The sequence below is a fragment of the Rhizobium sp. BT-226 genome (assembly GCF_025847085.2).
GTDB lineage: Bacteria > Pseudomonadota > Alphaproteobacteria > Rhizobiales > Rhizobiaceae > Rhizobium > Rhizobium sophorae.
Map to the genome: position 1 here is coordinate 252825 of NZ_JAOYTI010000001.1, position 19410 is coordinate 272234.

At 60.8% G+C, this 19410-nt stretch carries 21 protein-coding genes; 14 read left to right on the forward strand and 7 right to left on the reverse strand.

The annotated features are described in order from the left end of the window. Window positions 1-19: 19 nt before the first annotated feature. Window positions 20-370 (forward strand): ATP-dependent Clp protease adapter ClpS, encoded by a 351-nt coding sequence (gene clpS / locus OIU37_RS01480; protein WP_017988219.1) that lies wholly within the window; start codon window positions 20-22, stop codon window positions 368-370. A 10-nt stretch (window positions 371-380) separates the two neighbouring features. Next, entirely contained in the window at window positions 381-2873 is a 2493-nt protein-coding gene (gene clpA / locus OIU37_RS01485) for an ATP-dependent Clp protease ATP-binding subunit ClpA (protein ID WP_180695235.1), read from the forward strand. A 72-nt stretch (window positions 2874-2945) separates the two neighbouring features. Here the strand turns inward: clpA and OIU37_RS01490 are convergent, their stop codons facing one another. The 7 genes from OIU37_RS01490 to OIU37_RS01520 all read right to left on the reverse strand — a co-directional run bounded on the left by OIU37_RS01490 (window position 2946) and on the right by OIU37_RS01520 (window position 7189). Next, complete coding sequence (locus OIU37_RS01490) at window positions 2946-3236, reverse strand: Dabb family protein (RefSeq protein WP_264255134.1); 291 nt, start codon at window positions 3234-3236, stop codon at window positions 2946-2948. A gap of 78 nt (window positions 3237-3314) precedes the next feature. After that, entirely contained in the window at window positions 3315-3743 is a 429-nt protein-coding gene (locus tag OIU37_RS01495; protein ID WP_171602319.1) for a PIN domain-containing protein, read from the reverse strand. Continuing rightward, window positions 3743-3982, reverse strand: coding sequence for a hypothetical protein (locus tag OIU37_RS01500; RefSeq protein WP_205931710.1), 240 nt, complete (start codon window positions 3980-3982; stop codon window positions 3743-3745). The genes OIU37_RS01495 and OIU37_RS01500 overlap by 1 nt, the downstream gene beginning before the upstream one ends. A 168-nt stretch (window positions 3983-4150) precedes the next feature. Then, the gene (locus OIU37_RS01505; RefSeq protein WP_171602321.1) at window positions 4151-4582 is read right to left on the reverse strand and encodes an HIT family protein; all 432 of its coding nucleotides are present in this window, start codon (window positions 4580-4582) and stop codon (window positions 4151-4153) included. A 152-nt stretch (window positions 4583-4734) separates the two neighbouring features. Then, a complete protein-coding gene (locus tag OIU37_RS01510) occupies window positions 4735-5925 on the reverse strand; it encodes a GNAT family N-acetyltransferase (protein WP_180695233.1) in 1191 nt (396 codons plus the stop codon). A 77-nt stretch (window positions 5926-6002) separates the two neighbouring features. Then, window positions 6003-6722, reverse strand: coding sequence for a glycerophosphodiester phosphodiesterase (locus tag OIU37_RS01515; protein ID WP_171602323.1), 720 nt, complete (start codon window positions 6720-6722; stop codon window positions 6003-6005). Further along, complete coding sequence (locus OIU37_RS01520; RefSeq protein ID WP_171602324.1) at window positions 6719-7189, reverse strand: RidA family protein; 471 nt, start codon at window positions 7187-7189, stop codon at window positions 6719-6721. The genes OIU37_RS01515 and OIU37_RS01520 overlap by 4 nt, the downstream gene beginning before the upstream one ends. 136 nt (window positions 7190-7325) lie before the next feature. Between OIU37_RS01520 and OIU37_RS01525 the strand changes: the two genes are divergently transcribed. The 12 genes from OIU37_RS01525 (at window position 7326) to rseP (ending at window position 19291) form a co-directional block, all read left to right on the forward strand. Continuing rightward, on the forward strand, window positions 7326-8162 hold the full coding sequence (locus OIU37_RS01525) for a cell envelope integrity EipB family protein (protein WP_171602325.1): 837 nt from the start codon (window positions 7326-7328) through the stop codon (window positions 8160-8162). 200 nt (window positions 8163-8362) lie between these two features. Beyond that, entirely contained in the window at window positions 8363-9439 is a 1077-nt protein-coding gene (locus OIU37_RS01530; RefSeq protein ID WP_264255135.1) for a toxic anion resistance protein, read from the forward strand. A gap of 14 nt (window positions 9440-9453) precedes the next feature. Next, the gene (locus tag OIU37_RS01535) at window positions 9454-11022 is read left to right on the forward strand and encodes a substrate-binding and VWA domain-containing protein (RefSeq protein WP_264257439.1); all 1569 of its coding nucleotides are present in this window, start codon (window positions 9454-9456) and stop codon (window positions 11020-11022) included. Between the two features lie 7 nt (window positions 11023-11029). Further along, on the forward strand, window positions 11030-11647 hold the full coding sequence (locus tag OIU37_RS01540; protein ID WP_264255136.1) for a 5-bromo-4-chloroindolyl phosphate hydrolysis family protein: 618 nt from the start codon (window positions 11030-11032) through the stop codon (window positions 11645-11647). Continuing rightward, entirely contained in the window at window positions 11647-12753 is a 1107-nt protein-coding gene (locus OIU37_RS01545; protein WP_264255137.1) for a substrate-binding domain-containing protein, read from the forward strand. The genes OIU37_RS01540 and OIU37_RS01545 overlap by 1 nt, the downstream gene beginning before the upstream one ends. 181 nt (window positions 12754-12934) lie before the next feature. Beyond that, window positions 12935-13702 carry a 30S ribosomal protein S2 gene (gene rpsB, locus OIU37_RS01550; protein WP_064654227.1) on the forward strand — a complete coding sequence of 256 codons (768 nt, stop codon included), beginning with the start codon at window positions 12935-12937 and terminating at the stop codon, window positions 13700-13702. A 241-nt stretch (window positions 13703-13943) separates the two neighbouring features. After that, entirely contained in the window at window positions 13944-14870 is a 927-nt protein-coding gene (gene tsf, locus OIU37_RS01555; protein WP_180695228.1) for a translation elongation factor Ts, read from the forward strand. Window positions 14871-14966: 96 nt separating this feature from the next. Beyond that, window positions 14967-15689 carry a UMP kinase gene (gene pyrH, locus OIU37_RS01560; protein WP_003539289.1) on the forward strand — a complete coding sequence of 241 codons (723 nt, stop codon included), beginning with the start codon at window positions 14967-14969 and terminating at the stop codon, window positions 15687-15689. Between the two features lie 268 nt (window positions 15690-15957). Continuing rightward, window positions 15958-16518 carry a ribosome recycling factor gene (gene frr / locus OIU37_RS01565; protein ID WP_018241888.1) on the forward strand — a complete coding sequence of 187 codons (561 nt, stop codon included), beginning with the start codon at window positions 15958-15960 and terminating at the stop codon, window positions 16516-16518. Between the two features lie 37 nt (window positions 16519-16555). Continuing rightward, window positions 16556-17299, forward strand: coding sequence for an isoprenyl transferase (locus OIU37_RS01570; protein ID WP_003539291.1), 744 nt, complete (start codon window positions 16556-16558; stop codon window positions 17297-17299). Further along, window positions 17299-18129: a phosphatidate cytidylyltransferase gene (locus OIU37_RS01575; protein WP_171602329.1), complete on the forward strand. Its 831-nt coding sequence runs from the start codon at window positions 17299-17301 to the stop codon at window positions 18127-18129. Before OIU37_RS01570 ends, OIU37_RS01575 begins: the two co-directional genes overlap by 1 nt. A 37-nt stretch (window positions 18130-18166) precedes the next feature. Beyond that, complete coding sequence (gene rseP / locus OIU37_RS01580) at window positions 18167-19291, forward strand: RIP metalloprotease RseP (protein WP_206679695.1); 1125 nt, start codon at window positions 18167-18169, stop codon at window positions 19289-19291. The last annotated feature ends 119 nt before the right edge of the window (window positions 19292-19410 follow it).

Consider the following 19410-nt stretch of genomic DNA (forward strand, 5'->3'; position numbering starts at 1 on the left):
GCTTGAGGAATGAATGACAATGATCGCAAAGCCGATCCGGATGCAGAACGACAGCGAAAGGAACGGGGACAACGCAAATCGAACCTCGGTCATCACACGCACCAAGCCGAAGACCAAGAAGCCCAACCTCTATCGCGTGCTGCTTTTGAATGACGACTACACTCCCATGGAATTCGTCATCCATATTCTGGAGCGTTTTTTTCAGAAGGATCGTGAAAGTGCCACCCGCATCATGCTCCATGTCCATAACCACGGCGTCGGCGAATGCGGAATATTCACATACGAGGTAGCGGAAACGAAGGTCAGCCAGGTGATGGACTTCGCCCGGCAACACCAGCATCCGCTGCAATGCGTCATGGAAAAGAAGTGAGGATCTGAACGTGCCAACATTTTCGCCTAGTTTAGAGAAGGCGCTCCATCAGGCACTGACCTTTGCCAACGAGCGGCACCACGAATATGCGACGCTCGAGCATCTGCTGCTCGCCCTGATCGACGATGCCGATGCGGCCGCGGTCATGGGTGCCTGCAATGTCGATCTCGACGCGTTGCGCAAGACGCTCGTCGAATATGTCGATAACGAACTTTCCAACCTGATCACTGGTTATGACGAGGATTCGAAGCCGACCTCCGGCTTCCAGCGCGTCATCCAGCGTGCCGTCATCCACGTGCAATCGTCCGGCCGCGAGGAGGTGACCGGCGCCAACGTGCTCGTCGCCATCTTCGCCGAGCGCGAAAGCCATGCCGCCTATTTCCTGCAGGAGCAGGAGATGACCCGCTACGATGCCGTCAACTATATCTCCCACGGCATCGGCAAGCGGCCGGGCGCTTCGGATGTGCGTCCCCCGCGCGGCGCCGAGGACGAAGCCGAAAGCAGCAAGCCGACGGCGCGCGGCGGCGAGGAAGAGGGCGGCTCGAAGAAGCAGCAGGATGCGCTCAAGGCCTATTGCGTCAATCTCAACGAGAAGGCCAAGGGCGGCAAGATCGATCCGCTGATCGGACGTCACGCCGAGGTCAGCCGCACGATCCAGATCCTGTGCCGCCGTTCGAAGAACAATCCGCTCTATGTCGGCGATCCCGGCGTCGGCAAGACGGCGATCGCCGAAGGCCTTGCCAAGCGCATCGTCGAAGGCAAGGTTCCCGAAGCGCTCGCCGATGCGACGATCTTCTCGCTCGACATGGGCACGCTGCTCGCCGGCACGCGCTACCGCGGCGATTTCGAGGAGCGCCTGAAGCAGGTCGTCAAGGAACTGGAAGAATATCCGGGCGCCGTGCTCTTCATCGACGAGATCCACACGGTGATCGGCGCCGGCGCCACCTCGGGCGGCGCGATGGATGCATCGAACCTCCTGAAGCCGGCCCTGTCATCGGGTGCGATTCGCTGCATCGGTTCGACCACCTACAAGGAATACCGCCAGTTCTTCGAGAAGGACCGGGCGCTGGTCCGTCGTTTCCAGAAGATCGACGTCAGCGAGCCGTCGATCGATGATGCGATCGAGATCATGAAGGGCCTGAAGCCTTATTTCGAAGAGTATCACCACCTGCGTTATTCGAACGACGCCATCAAGTCGGCCGTCGAATTGTCGGCCCGCTACATCTCCGACCGCAAGCTGCCCGACAAGGCGATCGACGTGATCGACGAAACCGGTGCGGCCCAGATGCTGCTGCCGCCGTCGAAGCGCCGCAAGCTGATCACCGAAAAGGAGATCGAGGCGACGGTCGCCACGATGGCGCGCATTCCGCCGAAGACCGTCTCCAAGGACGACGAAGCCGTGCTCGCCAATCTCGAGCAGGAACTGCGTTCGGTGGTCTACGGCCAGGATATCGCGATCGAAGCCCTTTCGACCTCGATCAAGCTGGCGCGTGCCGGTCTTCGCGAGCCGAACAAGCCGATCGGCGCCTATGTCTTCTCCGGTCCGACCGGCGTCGGCAAGACCGAGGTGGCAAAGCAGCTGGCATCGTCGCTCGGCGTCGAACTGCTGCGCTTTGACATGTCGGAATATATGGAGCGGCACACGGTTTCGCGTCTGCTCGGCGCACCTCCCGGCTATGTCGGCTTCGACCAGGGCGGCCTTCTGACCGATGGCGTCGACCAGCATCCGCATTGCGTGGTCCTGCTCGACGAAATCGAGAAGGCGCATCCCGACATCTACAATATCCTCTTGCAGGTCATGGACCACGGCACGCTGACCGACCATAACGGCAAGAAGATCGACTTCCGCAACGTCATCCTGATCATGACGACCAATGCGGGTGCGTCGGAAATGGCCAAGGCGGCGATCGGCTTCGGCTCGTCCAAGCGCACCGGCGAGGACGAAGAGGCACTGACCCGTCTCTTCACGCCGGAATTCCGCAACCGTCTCGACGCGATCATTCCTTTCGCGGCGCTGCCGACGGCTGTTATCCACAAGGTCGTGCAGAAGTTCATCATGCAGCTGGAGGCGCAGCTTTCGGAAAGGAACGTCACCTTCGACCTGCATGAGGACGCGATCGCCTGGCTGGCGGAAAAGGGTTACGACGAGAAGATGGGCGCCCGCCCGCTTGCTCGCGTCATTCAGGATACGATCAAGAAGCCGCTCGCCAACGAAATCCTCTTCGGCAAGCTGAAGAAGGGCGGCGTCGTCAACGTCACCGTCGGCCCGAAGGAAGACGGCAAACCCGGCATCGTGCTCGAAGCTATTTCGGAAACGGCGCCGATCAAGCCGAAGCCCGAAGCCGAGGTCGTGCATCCCGAAGGCGATGATGGGGATGACGGCGAGCTGAAGACCAAGGCAGCCCGCAAGACCCGCGCCAAGGCGGTGCCGCAGGCCGAGCCTGAGGTCCGCGACGCGCCGAAGAAGGGAAGCGCGGTTCCGAAGGTTCCACGCAAGAAGTAAGATACCGTCACCGAATTGGAAAAGGCCGCGTTCTCAGCGGCCTTTTTCGTTTCCGGATCTACATGGGCCCTTTCAGAGCTTGGTGTAGTCGATCTCGAGAAAATCGGCGACCTCGGGCACCCAGCGGTCGCGCACGAAGGCGACATGCAGGGGATGAAGGTTGTACGTGTCATAGCCAGCCTGATCGTCGAACTCCATTGAGAAGCCGAAGGTGAAATCGTTTTTCCGGCTTGTCTGCCGAAGTTGCTCGAAATTCCGCACGCTCGGGATATTGGCAAGCACCAGCGCGCCAGCGAGGAACGACGTTTCTTCGGCCGAGCCAGGTTCGTGCTTCAGGCGGAATGTGACAGTGTGGCGGATCATGATCTTGTCCATTCAGAGGTGCGAAAGAAATTCAGTCGAGAAGAGCGTCAACGGGAACGATGGGATAGGGGATACCGGTCATGAAGGATATCGCAGCGGATTGACGATATCGATCCCGTCGAAATCTTTCTCGTTATCCGTGACGACAATGCATCCGTTGGCCTCGGCGACAGCCGCGATGATCATGTCGAGGCCGCTGCGTGGTCGGCCTCTGGTCCTTCCATCGGCCATCAACCGTGCCCAGATCAGACCGGCCTTCTCGTCGAATGCGAGGATACGATCGGCAAATAGGGCATGCGGACCCTCCGGCCCTGAAAACCACGCCTCCAACTGATCGCGCTTCTTGCCGGCAGGCTTCTCGAGAACGCCGCGTCGGATCTCTGCGACGGTAAGGGAGGAAATGAAGAGGTCTGTGTCGATCCGAGCGGCCATCCAGGCCAGCAGGGCCTCCGATGGCGCCGGCTTGGTGACATTGCTGAGAATGTTCGTGTCCAGCAGATAACGCATCAAGGATCGACTTTGCGCCCTTCCTCACGAGGGCGCGTAAGGTCGAGATCTGCGCCGACCATGGGAGAGCGGCGGAGCGCGGCCAGGATGCCGCCCTTCGGAGCAGGCTCGCCGGCAATCGATTGGCTGACGACCGCACGCAAACGTGAGGCATCCGGGCCTTCTTCTGCAAGGCGTCGTGCAAGGGATCGGATAAGATCGCGGTCGCTGTCGAGCGCGATCACCTCAAAACGCGCCATGCCACGCTCGCCGAGGCGGGATCGATAATTTTGAATGGCACGCTTTTGCGAACTGGTCACGATGCACCTTCAGCTTATTTCCGGTAATATATCCAGAAAATCGCCGTTCAACAAGGAGGGGAGTACCAGTGGTGGGGCCGCCCTCGCGTGATATCGGCTGGGCCGACCTTACGCCAGCGCTGCCTTGATCTTTTCGGCATTGCCGGCAAGCACGGCGCCGTCCTCCATCTTGCCGGAATGCGGCTTCAGCGCCACGCCTTCATGCCGCGGGATGACGTGGAAATGCAGATGGAACACCGTTTGACCGGCGGCCGGCTCGTTGAACTGGGCGATGAACACGCCATCGGCGTCGAAGACGTCCTTCAGGGCATTGGCGATCTTCTGGACGACGGTGATCGCATGGGTAAGAGCGGCTGGATCGGCATCGAGGATATTGCGCGACGCCGCCTTCGGAAGGACGAGAACGTGGCCCGGCGCCTGCGGCATCACATCCATGATGGCCACGGTATGCTCGTCCTCGTAAACCCGGTGCGAGGGGATTTCGCCGCGGAGGACCTTGGCGAAGATGTTGTTGTCGTCGTAAGCGGCCGGGCTGGTCATCGCGAAATCTCCTCGTTTTTCACAGGGCGTGCGTCATTTCAAACGCACAAGGGACGCTGTAGCACGTTGAATTACTGCATAATTTTATCCCTAAATCGATTTCGATTCAGGGAATTATGCGTTGATCGGGTAACGCGGCCGGTGCGGTGGCGTCAATCCTCCTGCTGACGTTCGCCCTTGCGGAAAGGGCTGTGCTCGGTCAGCAACTCGCTCATCTGTTCGACATCGGCGCGCTCGCGGGCGAGATAGTCGCCGATCGCCCGGCGAAGGCCGGCATGCGCGACATAATGGGCGGAATGCGTCGTCACCGGCAGATAGCCGCGGGCGAGCTTGTGTTCGCCTTGCGCTCCGGCCTCGACCCGTTTTAACCCTTTCGACAGGGCGAAGTCGATCGCTTGATGATAGCAGACCTCGAAATGCAGGAAGGGATGCTCCTCGATGCAGCCCCAGTGACGACCGTAGAGCGTATCGCCGCCGATGAAGTTAATCGCGCCGGCGATATAGCGCCCGTCGCGCTTGGCCATGACGAGCAGGATATCGTCGGCCATGCGTTCGCCGATCAACGAATAGAACTTACGGGTGAGGTAGGGGCGCCCCCATTTGCGGCCGCCGGTATCCATGTAAAACTTGAAGAACTGGTCCCAGATGCGTTCCGTCAGGTCCCGGCCGGTCAGCCAGTCGATGCTGATGCCGTTTTCGAGTGCGGCGCGGCGCTCCTTGCGCAATGCCTTGCGTTTGCGCGAGGCAAGCGTTTCTAGAAAATCCTCGTGATTGGCATAGCCGTCATTGATGAAATGGAACTGCTGGTCGGTGCGGTGCAGATAGCCGTCCATCTCGAAGACGCCGATCTCTTCGTCCGGCACGAAGGTGATATGGGCCGAAGAGATTCCGAGCCGGCGCACCACCTCCTTCAGGCTTTCGGCGATCGCGCTCTGGATCGGCAGCCGCTGTAGCCCCTCGGCGACAAGAAGACGCGGGCCTGTCGCCGGCGTGAACGGGATCGAGCACTGAAGCTTGGGATAATAACGCCCGCCGGCCCGCTCGAAGGCGTCGGCCCAGCCATGATCGAAGACATATTCGCCCTGGCTGTGGTTCTTGAGGTAGCCGGGCAGGGCGCCGACCAGTTCGCCGCGATGGGTTTCGAGCAGCAGGTGGTGGCCAAGCCAGCCGGTATGGGCATCGGCCGAGCCGGATTCCTCCAGCGACGATAAAAAAGCGTGCGAAACGAAGGGGTTGTAGGCAAGCGTGCCGCAAGTCTTCGATGTCCCGGAAAGCCTGGACCAGCTCTCCGGGGAAATCGCGGTGAAGGAGCGTTCTACGCGAATGGATAGTTCATCAGTCATGGAGCAAATGCGAAGCCTTTGGGGGATGGTCTCGGCTCTGCTTCAGTCTGCGCATGATCTTGGCCAAAAAGCGAGCGTCAAGCAGTCACACGCGGATCGAAGCCTTCGAAGGTCATCTGGTCTGCATTGGCGAATGTGCGTCGGCGCGCCTCTTCGTCACGCACCGTCCAGGTGATGACGGGAATGCCCTTTTCGCGTTCGCCTGTGATGAAGGCATTCGGCAGGTCGTCATAATAATAGGAGATGAAATCGAGACTGATCTCCATCGCCTTCGCATGCGTTTTGAACTCTTCCGGCGTATTGCCGTTGGCGGTCAGCCCAAGCGGGTAGGGTGAGCCAAGCGCCTTCAGATCGCGCAGCAGCCAGTGGTCGAAGCTCATCAGCGCCACCTTGCCCTCATAACCTTCGAGGACTTCCAGCACGGCTTCGGCGAAACCTTCGTCATCGGCCTCGCGGCCCTTCAGCTCCAGCACCAGCGGCACCTTGCCTTTGACGAGATCGAGGAGCTGGCGCAGCGTCGGCACCTTGTCGCTCGTGCCGCCAACGGCGATCAGTCCGAGTTCCCGGGAGGTGCGCTCGCGGATATCGCCGTTGAGATTGCACAGGCGCTGCAGATCCTCGTCGTGAAAGATGACCGGCACGCCGTCGGAGGCGTAATGCAGGTCGCATTCGATCGCAAAGCCTGCTTCGACGGCGCGCGAGAAGGCCGAAAGTGTGTTTTCCCAGACATGCGTGTTGAGATCGTGATAGCCGCGATGGGCGATCGGCAGGTCCCTGATCCAGGCAGCATTGGTCATTCTGCGATTTCCATGATAGCATCGATCTCGACGGCGGCATTCAGCGGCAGGGCCGCCATGCCGACAGCGGCACGCGCATGTTTGCCGGCTTCGCCAAGCACGCCGGCAATCAGGTTCGAAGCGCCGTTGATGACGAGATGCTGCTCGACGAAGTCGGGCGCCGAGGCGACGAAGCCATTCAGCTTGATGACGCGCTGGATGCGACCGAGATTGCCGCCAAGGGCCGCCTTCGCCTGGGCAAGGATGTTGATGGCGCAGAGTTCGGCGCCGCGCTGGCCCGTTGCAACGTCGACGGTCTTGCCGAGATGGCCCGAGACGGTGACCTTGCCGCCTTCGAGCGGCAGCTGGCCGGAGATGTAGAGAAGATTGCCGCTGATGACATAGGGAACGTAATTTGCAGCCGGTGCTGCGGCTTCGGGCAGGGTTATCCCCATCTCAGTCAGGCGCGCTGCAATTTCATCGGACATTTTCGTCTCCGCTTTTGTTGTCAATTCTTCAAAAATTATGCATCAAGACTAGAATCTTTAATATGACAGGTTCGAGCCTCGATTTGGCCGAAAGCGTTCTTATAACATCGCGACCGAGTCCAACAGGAGTTAATAAATGTTCCGATCAGGTCTTGTCGCTCTGCTTTTCGCCAGCGTTTCCGCCAATGCATGGGCGGGTGCGCCCGCGGTAAGCGCTGCGATCGCGACCGGCCTCGTCGCCCATCGCGCGGTCTACGATCTGGAACTAAAGGACGCCTCGGACCGCTCCGGCATCGCCGCCATGTACGGTCGCATGGTCTATGAGTTCGACGGCAGCTATTGCCAGGGCTTTACCACCAGCTTCCGCTTCGTGACGCAGATCGACACCGGCGACAGCGTGCGTGTCAGCGATCAGCAGACGAAGACATTCGAGAACCTGAAGGACGGCAAGTTCACCTTCGACACCAAATCCTTCACCGACGAGCAGCTCGATAAAGAGGTCAACGGTGCGGCGCAGGACCAGCCTGATGGCGTCAAGGTCGATCTCAAGCAGCCGGCGAGCCGCGAGCTGCAGCTTGCTGAAAGCCGTTTTCCCACGGAACATATGCTCGACGTGATCCAGCACGCCAAGGACGGCAAGCGCTTCTTCGAGGCGCGTGTCTTCGACGGTTCCGATGACGGCGACAAGTCGCTGGCGACGACGACGATCGTCGGCAAGCAGGAGACGCCGCTCGTCGAGGAAGCCGATGCCGGCAACGCCGGCGCCTTCTCCAAGACGGCCTTCTGGCCGGTGACGATCGCCTATTTCAACGAGAGTGCGAAATCGGATGCTTTGCCGGTCTACCGCATGTCCTTCAAGCTCTACGAGAACGGCATTACCCGCGACCTGACGATGGATTACGGCGATTTCGTCCTGACCGGCAAGCTCGCCAAGCTGGAACTGCTTGACCGCAAGGCCGAGGTTTGCAAATAGGCGCACGGGTTTTTCGACTGTCATAAAACTGTATCATAAAGTTCACTATGGTGCGGCGACCAGCGATGATTGAGTCGCCTTCTGTCGTCCTGTTTTTCGGGTCGGTGCGATCCTAGCGGCCAGTCCATTGCGATGGGGCCTGTTTATTGCGAGGATGGGCTTCCAGACGATTATGCCCGCAAGCCTGGAAAGCCCTACCGATGGCCGATACCGATCTCGCGACTGTTCAGAATGCCGCTCTGCCGGTTGTTGTCGCCGATCCGGCGGAAATTGCCCGCATTTCCGATAGCATCGATATCACCGACCGCGCCGGCATCTCGGTCTATGGCGACCGCGCCCAGCAGGCGGTCAGCGATTATGCCGACAGGATCCTGCGCGAAGTCCGCAACAAGGACCTCGGCGATGTCGGCCGCCTGCTGACCGACATCATCCTCAAATCGAAGAGCCTCGATCCGGCATCGTTGAAGGATAAGGGTTTCCTCAGCCGCATGTTTCTCTCGGCCAAGGCCCGGCTCGAACGCTTCAAGGCGGAGTTCGAGGACGTGGCCGGCCAGATCGACCGGATCGGCCTGGAGCTCGACCGTCACAAGGATACGCTGAGGCGCGACATCGCGCTGCTCGACGACCTGCATGAGGAAACCAGGCAATCGATCATGCGGCTCGAGGCCTATGTTCAGGCCGGCAAGACTTTCGCCGAGCGTTTTCGCAGCGTCGATCTGCCGAGGCTGAAGGCGCAAGCCGAGGCGGCGGCGACCGGCCCTGGCGGCGGCATGCTGGAGGCGCAGACCTATCAGGACAGTCTGCAGGCGCTCGACCGGCTGGAAAAGCGGGTGTTCTACCTGCAGCAGGCCCGCCAGCTCGGCATCCAGCAATTGCCGCAGATCCGCATCGTTCAGGCGGGCGACGAAACGCTGATCGAGAACCTGCAGGCGACTTCGGCGCTGACGGTGCCGGCCTGGAAGCAGAAGATGGTGATCCTGCTCGGCCTGACGCGGCAGAAATCGGCGCTCGACCTGCAGAAGGCGGTGACCGACGCCACCAACGACATGATCCGCCAGGCATCCGAGATGATGAAGGATCAGGCGATATCAATCGAGCAACAGTCGCAGCGCGGCATCGTCGATATCGACACGCTCGCCAAGGCAAACAGGGATTTGATCGATACCATATCAGGCGTGCTGCAGGTTCAGGAGGAGGGGCGCCGCAAGCGGGCGCTCGCCGAACAGCAGATGGAGCAGATGACGATCGAACTCAAGAAGGCGATGACCCAGGCGTGAACGGCAAGATGACGATGCGAGCACTGCTGTCAGGCCTGGCGCTTCTTGCCGTTCTGCCCCTTGCCGGCTGCAATCCCTTCGGCCAAGGGCCGGATTTCTCGATCGTATCGGGATCGGAGAACACCGTTCTGCAGCCGATCGTCGAGGAATTCTGCAAACAGAAGAACGCCACCTGCACCTTCAAATATGAAGGCACGCTCGATATCGGCCTGGCGCTGCAGAGTGACCAGGGTGTCGCGCAGGATGCGGTCTGGCCGGCCTCCAGCGTGTGGGTCGACATGTTCGACACCAAGCGCCGCGTCAAGAGCCTGACCTCGATCGCCCAGACGCCGGTGGTCTTGGGCGTGCGCAGGTCGAAGGCGCAGCAGCTCGGCTGGATCGGCAAGGACGTCTTCATGAAGGACATTCTCGCTGCCGTCGAGAGCGGATCGCTGAAGTTCCTGATGACCTCGGCGACGCAATCCAATTCGGGCGCCAGCGCCTATCTTGCCATGCTGTCGAGCGCGCTCGGCAACAAGCCGGTGATCGAACCCGGCGATCTCGACGACAGACACGTCCAGGAGAGCGTCCGGTCGCTGCTGTCAGGTGTCGTGCGCTCTTCCGGCTCTTCCGGCTGGCTAGCCGATCTCTATGTCGAATCCGCCGGCAAGGGCACGGTCTATGACGCGATGTGGAATTACGAGGCGGTACTGAAGGAAACCAACGAAAAGCTCGCCGCCCTGTCGCAGGAACCGCTGTACGCGATCTATCCGGCCGATGGTGTGGCCGTGGCGGATTCGCCGATCGGTTTCGTCGATCATGGCCGCGGGCCAGAAGTCCAGACCTTCTTCAACGATCTGCTCGCCTATCTGAGCTCGGCCCCGGTGCAGCGGCGAATCGCTGATACCGGCCGGCGCATTCCGCTGACCGGCGTCGCCGCAAAATCGGAGCCAAGCTGGAATTTCGATCCCGCCCGGCTGGTGACGGCGATCCGCATGCCGGAGGCGGGCGTCATCCGCCAGGCGCTCAACCTTTATCAGGCAGCACTGCGCAAACCGTCGCTGACCGCGCTCTGCCTCGATTTTTCCGGCTCGATGCAGGGTGACGGCGAGGACCAGCTGCAGAAGGCGATGCGTTTCCTGTTGACGCCCGACGAAGCGAGCAAGGTGTTGGTGCAATGGTCGCCCGCCGATCAGATCATCGTCATTCCCTTCGACGGCAGCGTGCGCAACACTTTCATGGCGAGCGGAAATCCGCTCGAGCAGGAAGGGCTGCTGAACGAAATTTCCCGGCAGAAGGCGAATGGCGGCACGAACATGTATGCCTGCGCCGCACGGGCTCTGCAGCAGATTGCCCGAACCGACGGGCTCTCGACTTATCTGCCTGCCATCGTCATCATGACCGATGGCAAGTCCGATGATCAAAGCCAGGCCTTCACCAGAGAATGGAACGCGATGGAGCCGCATGTGCCGATTTTCGGCATCACATTCGGCGATGCCGACAAGACCCAGCTCGACAGCCTCGCCAAGCTGACCTCGGCGCGCGTGTTCGACGGCGGTTCGGATCTCGCCACCGCTTTCCGCACCGCGCGAGGCTACAATTAGGACAGGCATGCGCAACTGGCTCGGCAATGACGGCAACTGGATCGTGGCGGGACTGGCGGCGGCAATCACCGTGCCGCTCTTGAGCTTTGCCGCCGGCATGCCCTTTTGGATCGCCGCCGTCATCGCCCTTCTGGTCTTTGCCGGCCTGGTCATTCTGTTCGCGCCGCGCCGGCTGTTCGAAGGCCTCGATATCAAGAGCATCGGCAGCGGGCGCGTCGCCTTTGCCCGCGACCTGCTGGAGGCCGCCGTGCCCTTTGCTGAGAGGCTGGAGACTGCCGCCGACACGATCAGCGATCGTCAAATGGCAGCCGCAGTCCGGCATCTCGCTGAGATCGCCGCCGATGTCTTTCGCAAGGTCGAGGCCAAGCCCGAGAGCGCCAATGCGGTACGGCGATTCCTCTCCTACTATTTGCCGCGTGCCGCCGAGGTGGCGGAAGGTTTCGCCGTCATCGAGGCCAAGCGTGTTCCCGACCCCAAGCAGCTGCAGGAGGTGCGCGGCGTGCTGGTGAAGCTCGAAGAGGCTTTCGTCCATTATGCCGACAGCCTGGTCGATGAGGAGCTCGGCACGCTCGACACCGATCTGCGCCTCATCCAGGCATCGCTCAAAGAGGATATCGGACGCTGATGGCCCTTTCTCGTCGCGCCTTTGGAGTGGGACTGCTTGGAACCGGCGTCGTCGGCACCGGCGGTTATTTCGCTGTCCGAGATCGGCCGGAATTGCAGGGCCTGCTCGGCAGCCGCACGACGCTGTTCGGCTTCGTCGGCGGAGAGAAAGAGGCTTTCCTGGCCGACCCCGACGTCGTCAGGGCGCTCGGCGGATACGGATTGACGATGGACAGCCGCGTCGCCGGTTCCGTCGAGATGGTCCGCGAACAGGCACTGCTGTCGCAGCATCCGCAATTCCTCTGGCCGTCCTCCTCGATCATGGTCGATATCGCCAGGCAGAACGGCATTTCTATCCGTAACGACCGCGTCGTGCTGAACACGCCGATCGTCGTCTATTCCTGGCAGCCCGTCGTCGACGGACTGATGAAAGCGGGATTGGTGACGGTGACGAACGAAGGCCATCATCAGCTCGACCTCAAGGCTTTGCTTGATGCGATTCTTGCCGGATCCGACTGGTCGAAGCTCGGCGTCAATTCGCTCTATGGTCGCGCGCGCATCGTCTCGACCGATCCCAACCGTTCCAATTCCGGCTTCATGTTTGCGGGCCTGGTGCTCAGCCTGTTCAGCGGCAATGTCGCGACATCCGCCGACCTCGCTGCGTTCGGCGGCAAGGTGCAGGCGATCTTCCGCAACATGGGCTTCAAGTCGCCGTCCTCAGGCAAACTTTTCGACCAGTATCTCGCAGGCGGCCTCGGCGGCGAGCCGATGATCGTCGGTTATGAAAACCAGCTGGTCGAATGGATCCTCGCCGATCCCGCACGCTGGGACCGCATCAAGGCAAGTGCCGGCGCAAAGCCTGTGGTGCTCTATCCGCGCCCGACCGTCTATTCAGCGCATCCGCTGATCGTCGTCGACGAGAATGCCAACCGGCTGATTGAAGCACTGGTAAGCCCGAAGCTCCAGGAACTTGCCTGGACGAGACACGGCTTCCGCGGTCCGCTGGGGACCGCCAGCGGCAACGCCGACAGCGCAATCGGCACCCTGCTGCCGGCTGAGGTCGATGCCATCCTGCCGATGCCCGACGCAGGCGTCATGCTGTCGCTGCTGCCGACGCTGGCAAGCTGAGCCGCCAGGTTTTTTCGGCATAAGCCTTGCTTTTGCGCCAAATCGAATGTATGGGCACCGGCATTCCACACGTAAGGCATGGGATCGTCCGGGAGAAATCCGGGCTGTTCCGCCCGGTGGCATCCTCGAAGAGGGTGCTGTTCGCCTTGCGGAGGTTCAACCGGAAAAGGAGTAACAAGGCATGGCATTGCCTGATTTTTCTATGCGCCAGCTTCTTGAGGCAGGCGTCCACTTCGGCCACCAGACACATCGCTGGAACCCGAAGATGAAGCCGTATATCTTCGGCGATCGCAACAACATTCACATCATCGATCTGGCCCAGACCGTTCCGATGCTGTCGCGCGCCCTTCAGGTGGTCAGCGACACCGTTGCCCGCGGCGGCCGCGTTCTCTTCGTCGGCACCAAGCGCCAGGCGTCTGAGATCATTGCCGACAGCGCCAAGCGCTCGGCCCAGTACTACGTCAACTCGCGCTGGCTCGGCGGCATGATGACGAACTGGAAGACGATCTCCAACTCGATCCAGCGTCTGCGCAAGCTCGACGAGATCCTGAACGGCGAAGCCCAGGGCTTCACCAAGAAGGAACGCCTGAACCTCGAGCGCGAACGCGAAAAGCTGGACAAGGCTCTTGGCGGTATCCGCGATATGGGCGGCACGCCCGACCTGATGTTCATCATCGACACCAACAAGGAAAAGATCGCGATCGACGAAGCCAAGCGCCTCGGCATCCCGGTTGTCGCCATCATCGATTCGAACTGCGATCCGGACCTGATCGACTATCCGATCCCGGGTAACGACGACGCATCGCGTGCGATCGCTCTTTACTGCGAGCTGATCTCCCGCGCTGCCATCGACGGCATTGCGCGTCAGCAGGGCTCTTCCGGCCGCGATCTCGGCGCATCCATCGAAGTTCCGGTCGAACCGGCTCTCGAGGAAGCAGCCGAAGGCTGATGAAGGCGGGCGGATCGAAAAGGTCCGCTAATGCTTGCAGAGACTGGGAAAGGCCGCTCGCGACTCATCGAAGTTCGGCGGCCTTGCCTGTTTCAAGGGAAGGGCGTCAGGCTCTCCGCCCGATAAGTTTCGTTATGACGCGTCTTCATCACGCTGTCATACATACAGGTACATTTCGTGCCTCAATCCGGTGCCGAGCCGCGCTTTGCGGTCCACCGTATGAACCGACAAGAGGAAGCTAATGAGCGAGATTACGGCTGCAATGGTGAAGGAACTGCGCGAAAAGACCGGCGCAGGCATGATGGACTGCAAGAAGGCTCTTGCTGAAACCGCCGGCGACATGGAAGCGGCGATCGACTGGCTGCGCGCCAAGGGCATCGCCAAGGCCGACAAGAAGTCCGGCCGCACCGCTGCCGAAGGCCTCATCGGCGTTTCGAGCCAGGGCACCAAGGCCGTCGTCGTCGAAGTCAATTCCGAAACCGACTTCGTCGCCCGGAACGATGCCTTCCAGGAGCTCGTCCGCGGCATCGCCAAGGTCGCTGTTTCGACCGACGGCACTGTCGACGCCGTTGCCGCTGCGACCTACCCGGCATCCGGCAAGTCCGTATCCGACACGATCAAGGATGCGATCGCAACGATCGGCGAGAACATGAACCTGCGCCGTTCGACCGCTCTCTCGGTCGAGGACGGCGTCGTCGCCACCTATATCCACAATGCTGTTTCCGACGGCCTCGGCAAGCTCGGCGTTCTCGTTGCGCTGAAGTCGACCGGCGACAAGGATGCCCTCAACGCCATCGGCCGCCAGGTCGCCATGCACATCGCCGCCACCGCGCCGCTGGCGATCCGCCCGGAAGAAGTCGATGCCGCCGTCGCCGAGCGCGAGCGCAACGTCTTCATCGAGCAGTCGCGCGCTTCCGGCAAGCCGGACAATATCATCGAGAAGATGGTCGACGGCCGCATGCGCAAGTTCTTCGAGGAAGTCGCCCTTCTCTCGCAGGCTTTCGTCATCAATCCGGATCTGACGGTCGCAGCCGCCATCAAGGAAGCTGAAAAGGCCGTCGGCGCACCGATCGAAGTTGCCGGCATGGCCCGTCTGCTGCTCGGCGAAGGCGTCGAGAAGGAAGAGACCGATTTCGCGGCCGAAGTCGCGGCTGCCGTCAAGGGTTGATCTTCCAGTCATAATTGGGAAAACACGAAGGGCATCGCGTGACAACGCGGTGCCCTTCGTGTATCGGGCATTCACGGCAATTTACGAGGAGCCAAGATGTCTTTAGAGCCTGTCTATAAACGCGTTCTACTCAAGGCTTCCGGCGAAGCGCTCATGGGTGGCCAGGGTTTCGGGATCGATGTGACGGTGGCGGACCGCATTGCATCCGACATCGCCGAGGCACGGCATATGGGTGTGGAAGTCGGCGTCGTCGTCGGTGGCGGCAATATCTTCCGCGGTGTCGCGGTAGCGTCCAAGGGCGGCGACCGGGTCACCGGCGACCATATGGGCATGCTCGGCACCATCATCAATGCGCTGGCGCTGGCGACCTCGCTGCGCAAGCTGAACATCGATACGGTGGTGCTTTCGGCCATCTCCATGCCCGAGATCTGTGAGAGCTTTTCGCAGCGTGCAACCCTTTACCATCTATCGATGGGACGCGTGGTGATCTTTGCCGGCGGCACTGGCAACCCCTTCTTCACCACCGATTCCGCTGCGGCACTCCGCGCCGCCGAAATGGGTGCGGAAGCGATCTTCAAGGGCACGCAGGTGGACGGCATCTACACCGCCGACCCGAAGAAATATCCCGATGCGACCCGCCTCGACCGGCTGACGCACCAGGAAGTGCTGGACAGGGGGCTGGCGGTGATGGACGTTGCCGCTGTGGCGCTGGCCAGAGAAAATTCCATTCCGATCATCGTCTTCTCGATCCACGAGAAGGGTGGTTTTGCTGAAATCTTGACGGGCGGTGGCCTCAAGACCATCGTCTCCGACAACTGATATAAGCTGCGCCGCGGTTTCGGCGCAGCCCTCGCTAGAACATGATGGTTTTAGGCCCGCTTGGCCTGAAAGCTGAATCATGTTCTACATTAAATAGTTAGAGCATGATGTCGTCCGAAAGCCGCTGACACTTTCCGGCATCATGCTCTAGAGCATGTCGCGCAAAAGTGTGCAGCGGTTTTGCGAAAACGACATGCGTAGAACCAGGACTTAAAGTGCGGCAAGCGAATCTGAAAGATCGCGACGCGCTTTATACGGGAGCATCGACATGAGTGAAGGTATCGACATCAAGGAACTGAAGCGCCGCATGGACGGCGCGATTTCCGCATTCAAGAGCGACATCGCATCGCTGCGCACCGGCCGTGCTTCGGCCAACATCCTCGACCCGGTGACGATCGAGGCCTACGGTTCGCGCATGCCGTTGAACCAGGTCGCCAACATCACCGTGCCCGAGCCGCGCATGCTGTCGGTTTCCGTCTGGGACAAGTCGATGGTCAGCGCCGTCGAGCGCGGCATTCGCGAATCCAATCTCGGCCTCAACCCGATCGTCGACGGCCAGAACCTGCGCATTCCGTTGCCGGAGCTGAACGAGGAGCGCCGCAAGTCGCTCGTCAAGGTGGCGCACGACTATGCCGAAAAGAGCAAGGTGGCGATTCGCCACGTCCGCCGCGACGGCATGGACGGCCTTAAGAAAGCCGAAAAAGACGGCGTAATCGGCCAGGACGAGAGCCGGGCACAGTCGGAACGTGTACAGAAGATGACGGACGAGACGATTTCCGAAATCGACCGCTTGCTTGGCGAGAAGGAAAAGGAAATCATGCAGGTCTAGTGGATCTGTGCCTTTGCCTGGAAAGACCGGACGGGAAATGTCGGAATCTGTATTTGTGACTGTGCCAGAGCATGTTGCCATCATCATGGATGGCAATGGCCGTTGGGCCAAGCAGCGTGGCCTGCCGCGCACGATGGGCCATCGCAAGGGCGTCGAGGCGGTGCGCGAGACAGTCCGCGCCGCAGGTGCCGCCGGCATAAAATATCTGACCCTCTTTGCCTTCTCCTCGGAGAACTGGCGCCGGCCCGAAGCCGAGGTCTCCGATCTGCTCGGCCTGCTCAAGGCTTTCATCCGGCGCGACCTCGCCGAGCTCCATCGCCAGAACGTGCGGATCAAGGTGATCGGCGACCGCCACAGCCTGCGCAGCGACATTCTGGGCCTCTTGCTGGAGGCGGAGGAGACGACCAAGGACAACACGTCACTGACGCTCGTCATCGCCTTCAACTACGGCTCGCGTGACGAGATCGCCCGCGCCGTCGTCAGCCTCGCCCGCGACGTCGAGGCCGGCCGCCTGAGGGCGCAGGACATCACCCCGGCGCTGATCAACGCCCGTCTCGACACGGCCGGCATTCCCGATCCGGATCTCATTATCCGCACCAGCGGCGAAGAGCGGCTTTCCAACTTCCTCCTCTGGCAGGCCGCCTATTCGGAGTTTATCTTCCTTCCGGAATATTGGCCGGATTTCAGCCCCGAAATCTTCCGCTCGGCGCTCGAGACATTCGCCTCTCGTGACCGGCGCTTCGGCGGCCTGTCGTCGCAGGCGGCCGCGGTCGGCACCTGATGCAGAGGGAATTGAAGCTCCGCATCGTTTCAGGACTGATTCTTGCGGTCATCGTTCTTGCCGCCACCTGGTATGGCGGCCTTGCCTTCCGTATCCTGGCGGTCGTGATCGGCCTGCTGATCTATTATGAATGGTCGAAGATCACCGGCATCGCGCGGGATTGGGTCGCCAATGCCGTCGGCTGGATCGGCGAGGCGGCGATTGCCTTCCTGGTGCTTGTCGGCAATTTCGAATTCGCCGCCGGCATGCTGGCCGGCGTCACCGCCGTCGGCATCGCCCTGATCATCCTGCAGGGTACGAGCCGCTGGTTTCCGGCAGGCCTGTTTTATGCCGGCGCCACCGGCCTGGCGCTTGCCGCGATCAGAAGCGATGACCGGCCTGGCCTTTACGCCATGCTCTTCGTCTTTGCCGTCGTCTGGGCAACCGATATTCTTGCCTATTTCGTCGGCAGGGCGCTTGGCGGACCGAAGCTTGCCCCTTCGATCTCGCCCGGAAAGACCTGGTCGGGTGCAATCGGCGGCGCCGTTTCGGCGGTCGTAGCCGGCGTCGTTCTCGTCCATTTTCTCATTCCCGGCGCTGAAATCATCGCCGCCTTCGTGGCACTCGTTCTCTCGGTTTGCAGCCAATCGGGCGATCTTTTCGAATCGTTCATCAAGCGGAAATTTGGCGTCAAGGATTCGAGCCGTCTCATTCCCGGCCATGGCGGCGTCATGGACCGTGTCGACGGACTGATTTTCGCCTGTTTTTCGGCGTTCTTGCTTGCTGGGCTTTTTTCCCTGATAAAGGGGGCCGAAATGACGTCGCTCGGCGCGGCATTGTTCGGACTCTGACAACGCGGCAGTCTGACGGAAGGGACTTATAGAAACGATGAGCGGCATATACGCATTTCTGATGGGGAACATCGTTACCTTCATCCTCGTGCTGTCACTGCTCGTCTTTGTGCATGAGATGGGCCATTACCTCGTCGGGCGCTGGAGCGGCATTCGCATCCTTGCCTTTTCCGTCGGCTTCGGTCCGGAGATCTTCGGCTTCACCGACCGCCACGGAACACGCTGGAAAATCTCGGTGATCCCGCTTGGCGGCTACGTCCGGTTCTTCGGCGACGAGGATGCCTCGAGCAAGCCCGACACCGACAAGATCGCCGCCATGTCCGAGGAGGACAGGGCGCGCTCCTTTGCCGGTGCCAAGTTGTGGAAACGCGCTGCAACCGTCGCGGCTGGCCCGATCGCCAATTTTCTGCTGGCGATCGCCATCTTCACCATTCTGTTCTCGGTCTATGGCCGCACGATCGCCGATCCCGTCGTTGCCGAGGTCAAGCCCGACGGCGCCGCCGCTGCCGCCGGCATCCTTCCGGGCGATCTGCTGGTCGCCATCGACGGCGGCAAGGTCGAGACCTTCGACGACGTGCGCCGCTATGTCGGCATCCGCCCGAGCCAGAAGATCGTCGTGACGATCGAGCGCGCCGGCCAGAAGCTCGATGTGACGATGGTGCCGCAACGCGTCGACCAGACCGACCAGTTCGGCAACAAGGTCGAGCTCGGCCAGATCGGCATCGTCACCAGCCGGGAGGTCGGCAACTTCCGCCTGAAGACCTATACGCCGCTGCAGTCGCTGCGCGAGGCTGTGATCGAGACCCGCGACATTGTCACCGGCACCTTCAAATATATCGGCAACATCTTCAGCGGAACGATGCGCGCCGATCAATTGGGCGGGCCGATCCGCGTGGCGCAAGCCTCGGGCCAGATGGCGTCGCTTGGGATAGGCGCGGTGTTGCAGCTTGCGGCGGTGCTTTCTGTTTCGATAGGATTGCTTAACCTGATGCCGGTTCCGGTACTTGATGGCGGCCACCTGATGTTCTATGCGGTGGAAGCGGTGAGGGGGAAACCGCTGGGCTCTTCGGCCCAGGAAATTGCATTTCGCATCGGCCTGGCGATGATACTGACATTGATGGTTTTCACGACCTGGAACGACATTGGCTCGTTGAGAGGGTAAACGAGCAAGGCGAGGCTAATTACTATTTATTTACGATGTTTCAAGGCTGTAGTGGCGAATGGGTCACGCTTGCAAATGAAGTAAACAGAAATTAACGACCTGCCTTGCTTGTATGTCAA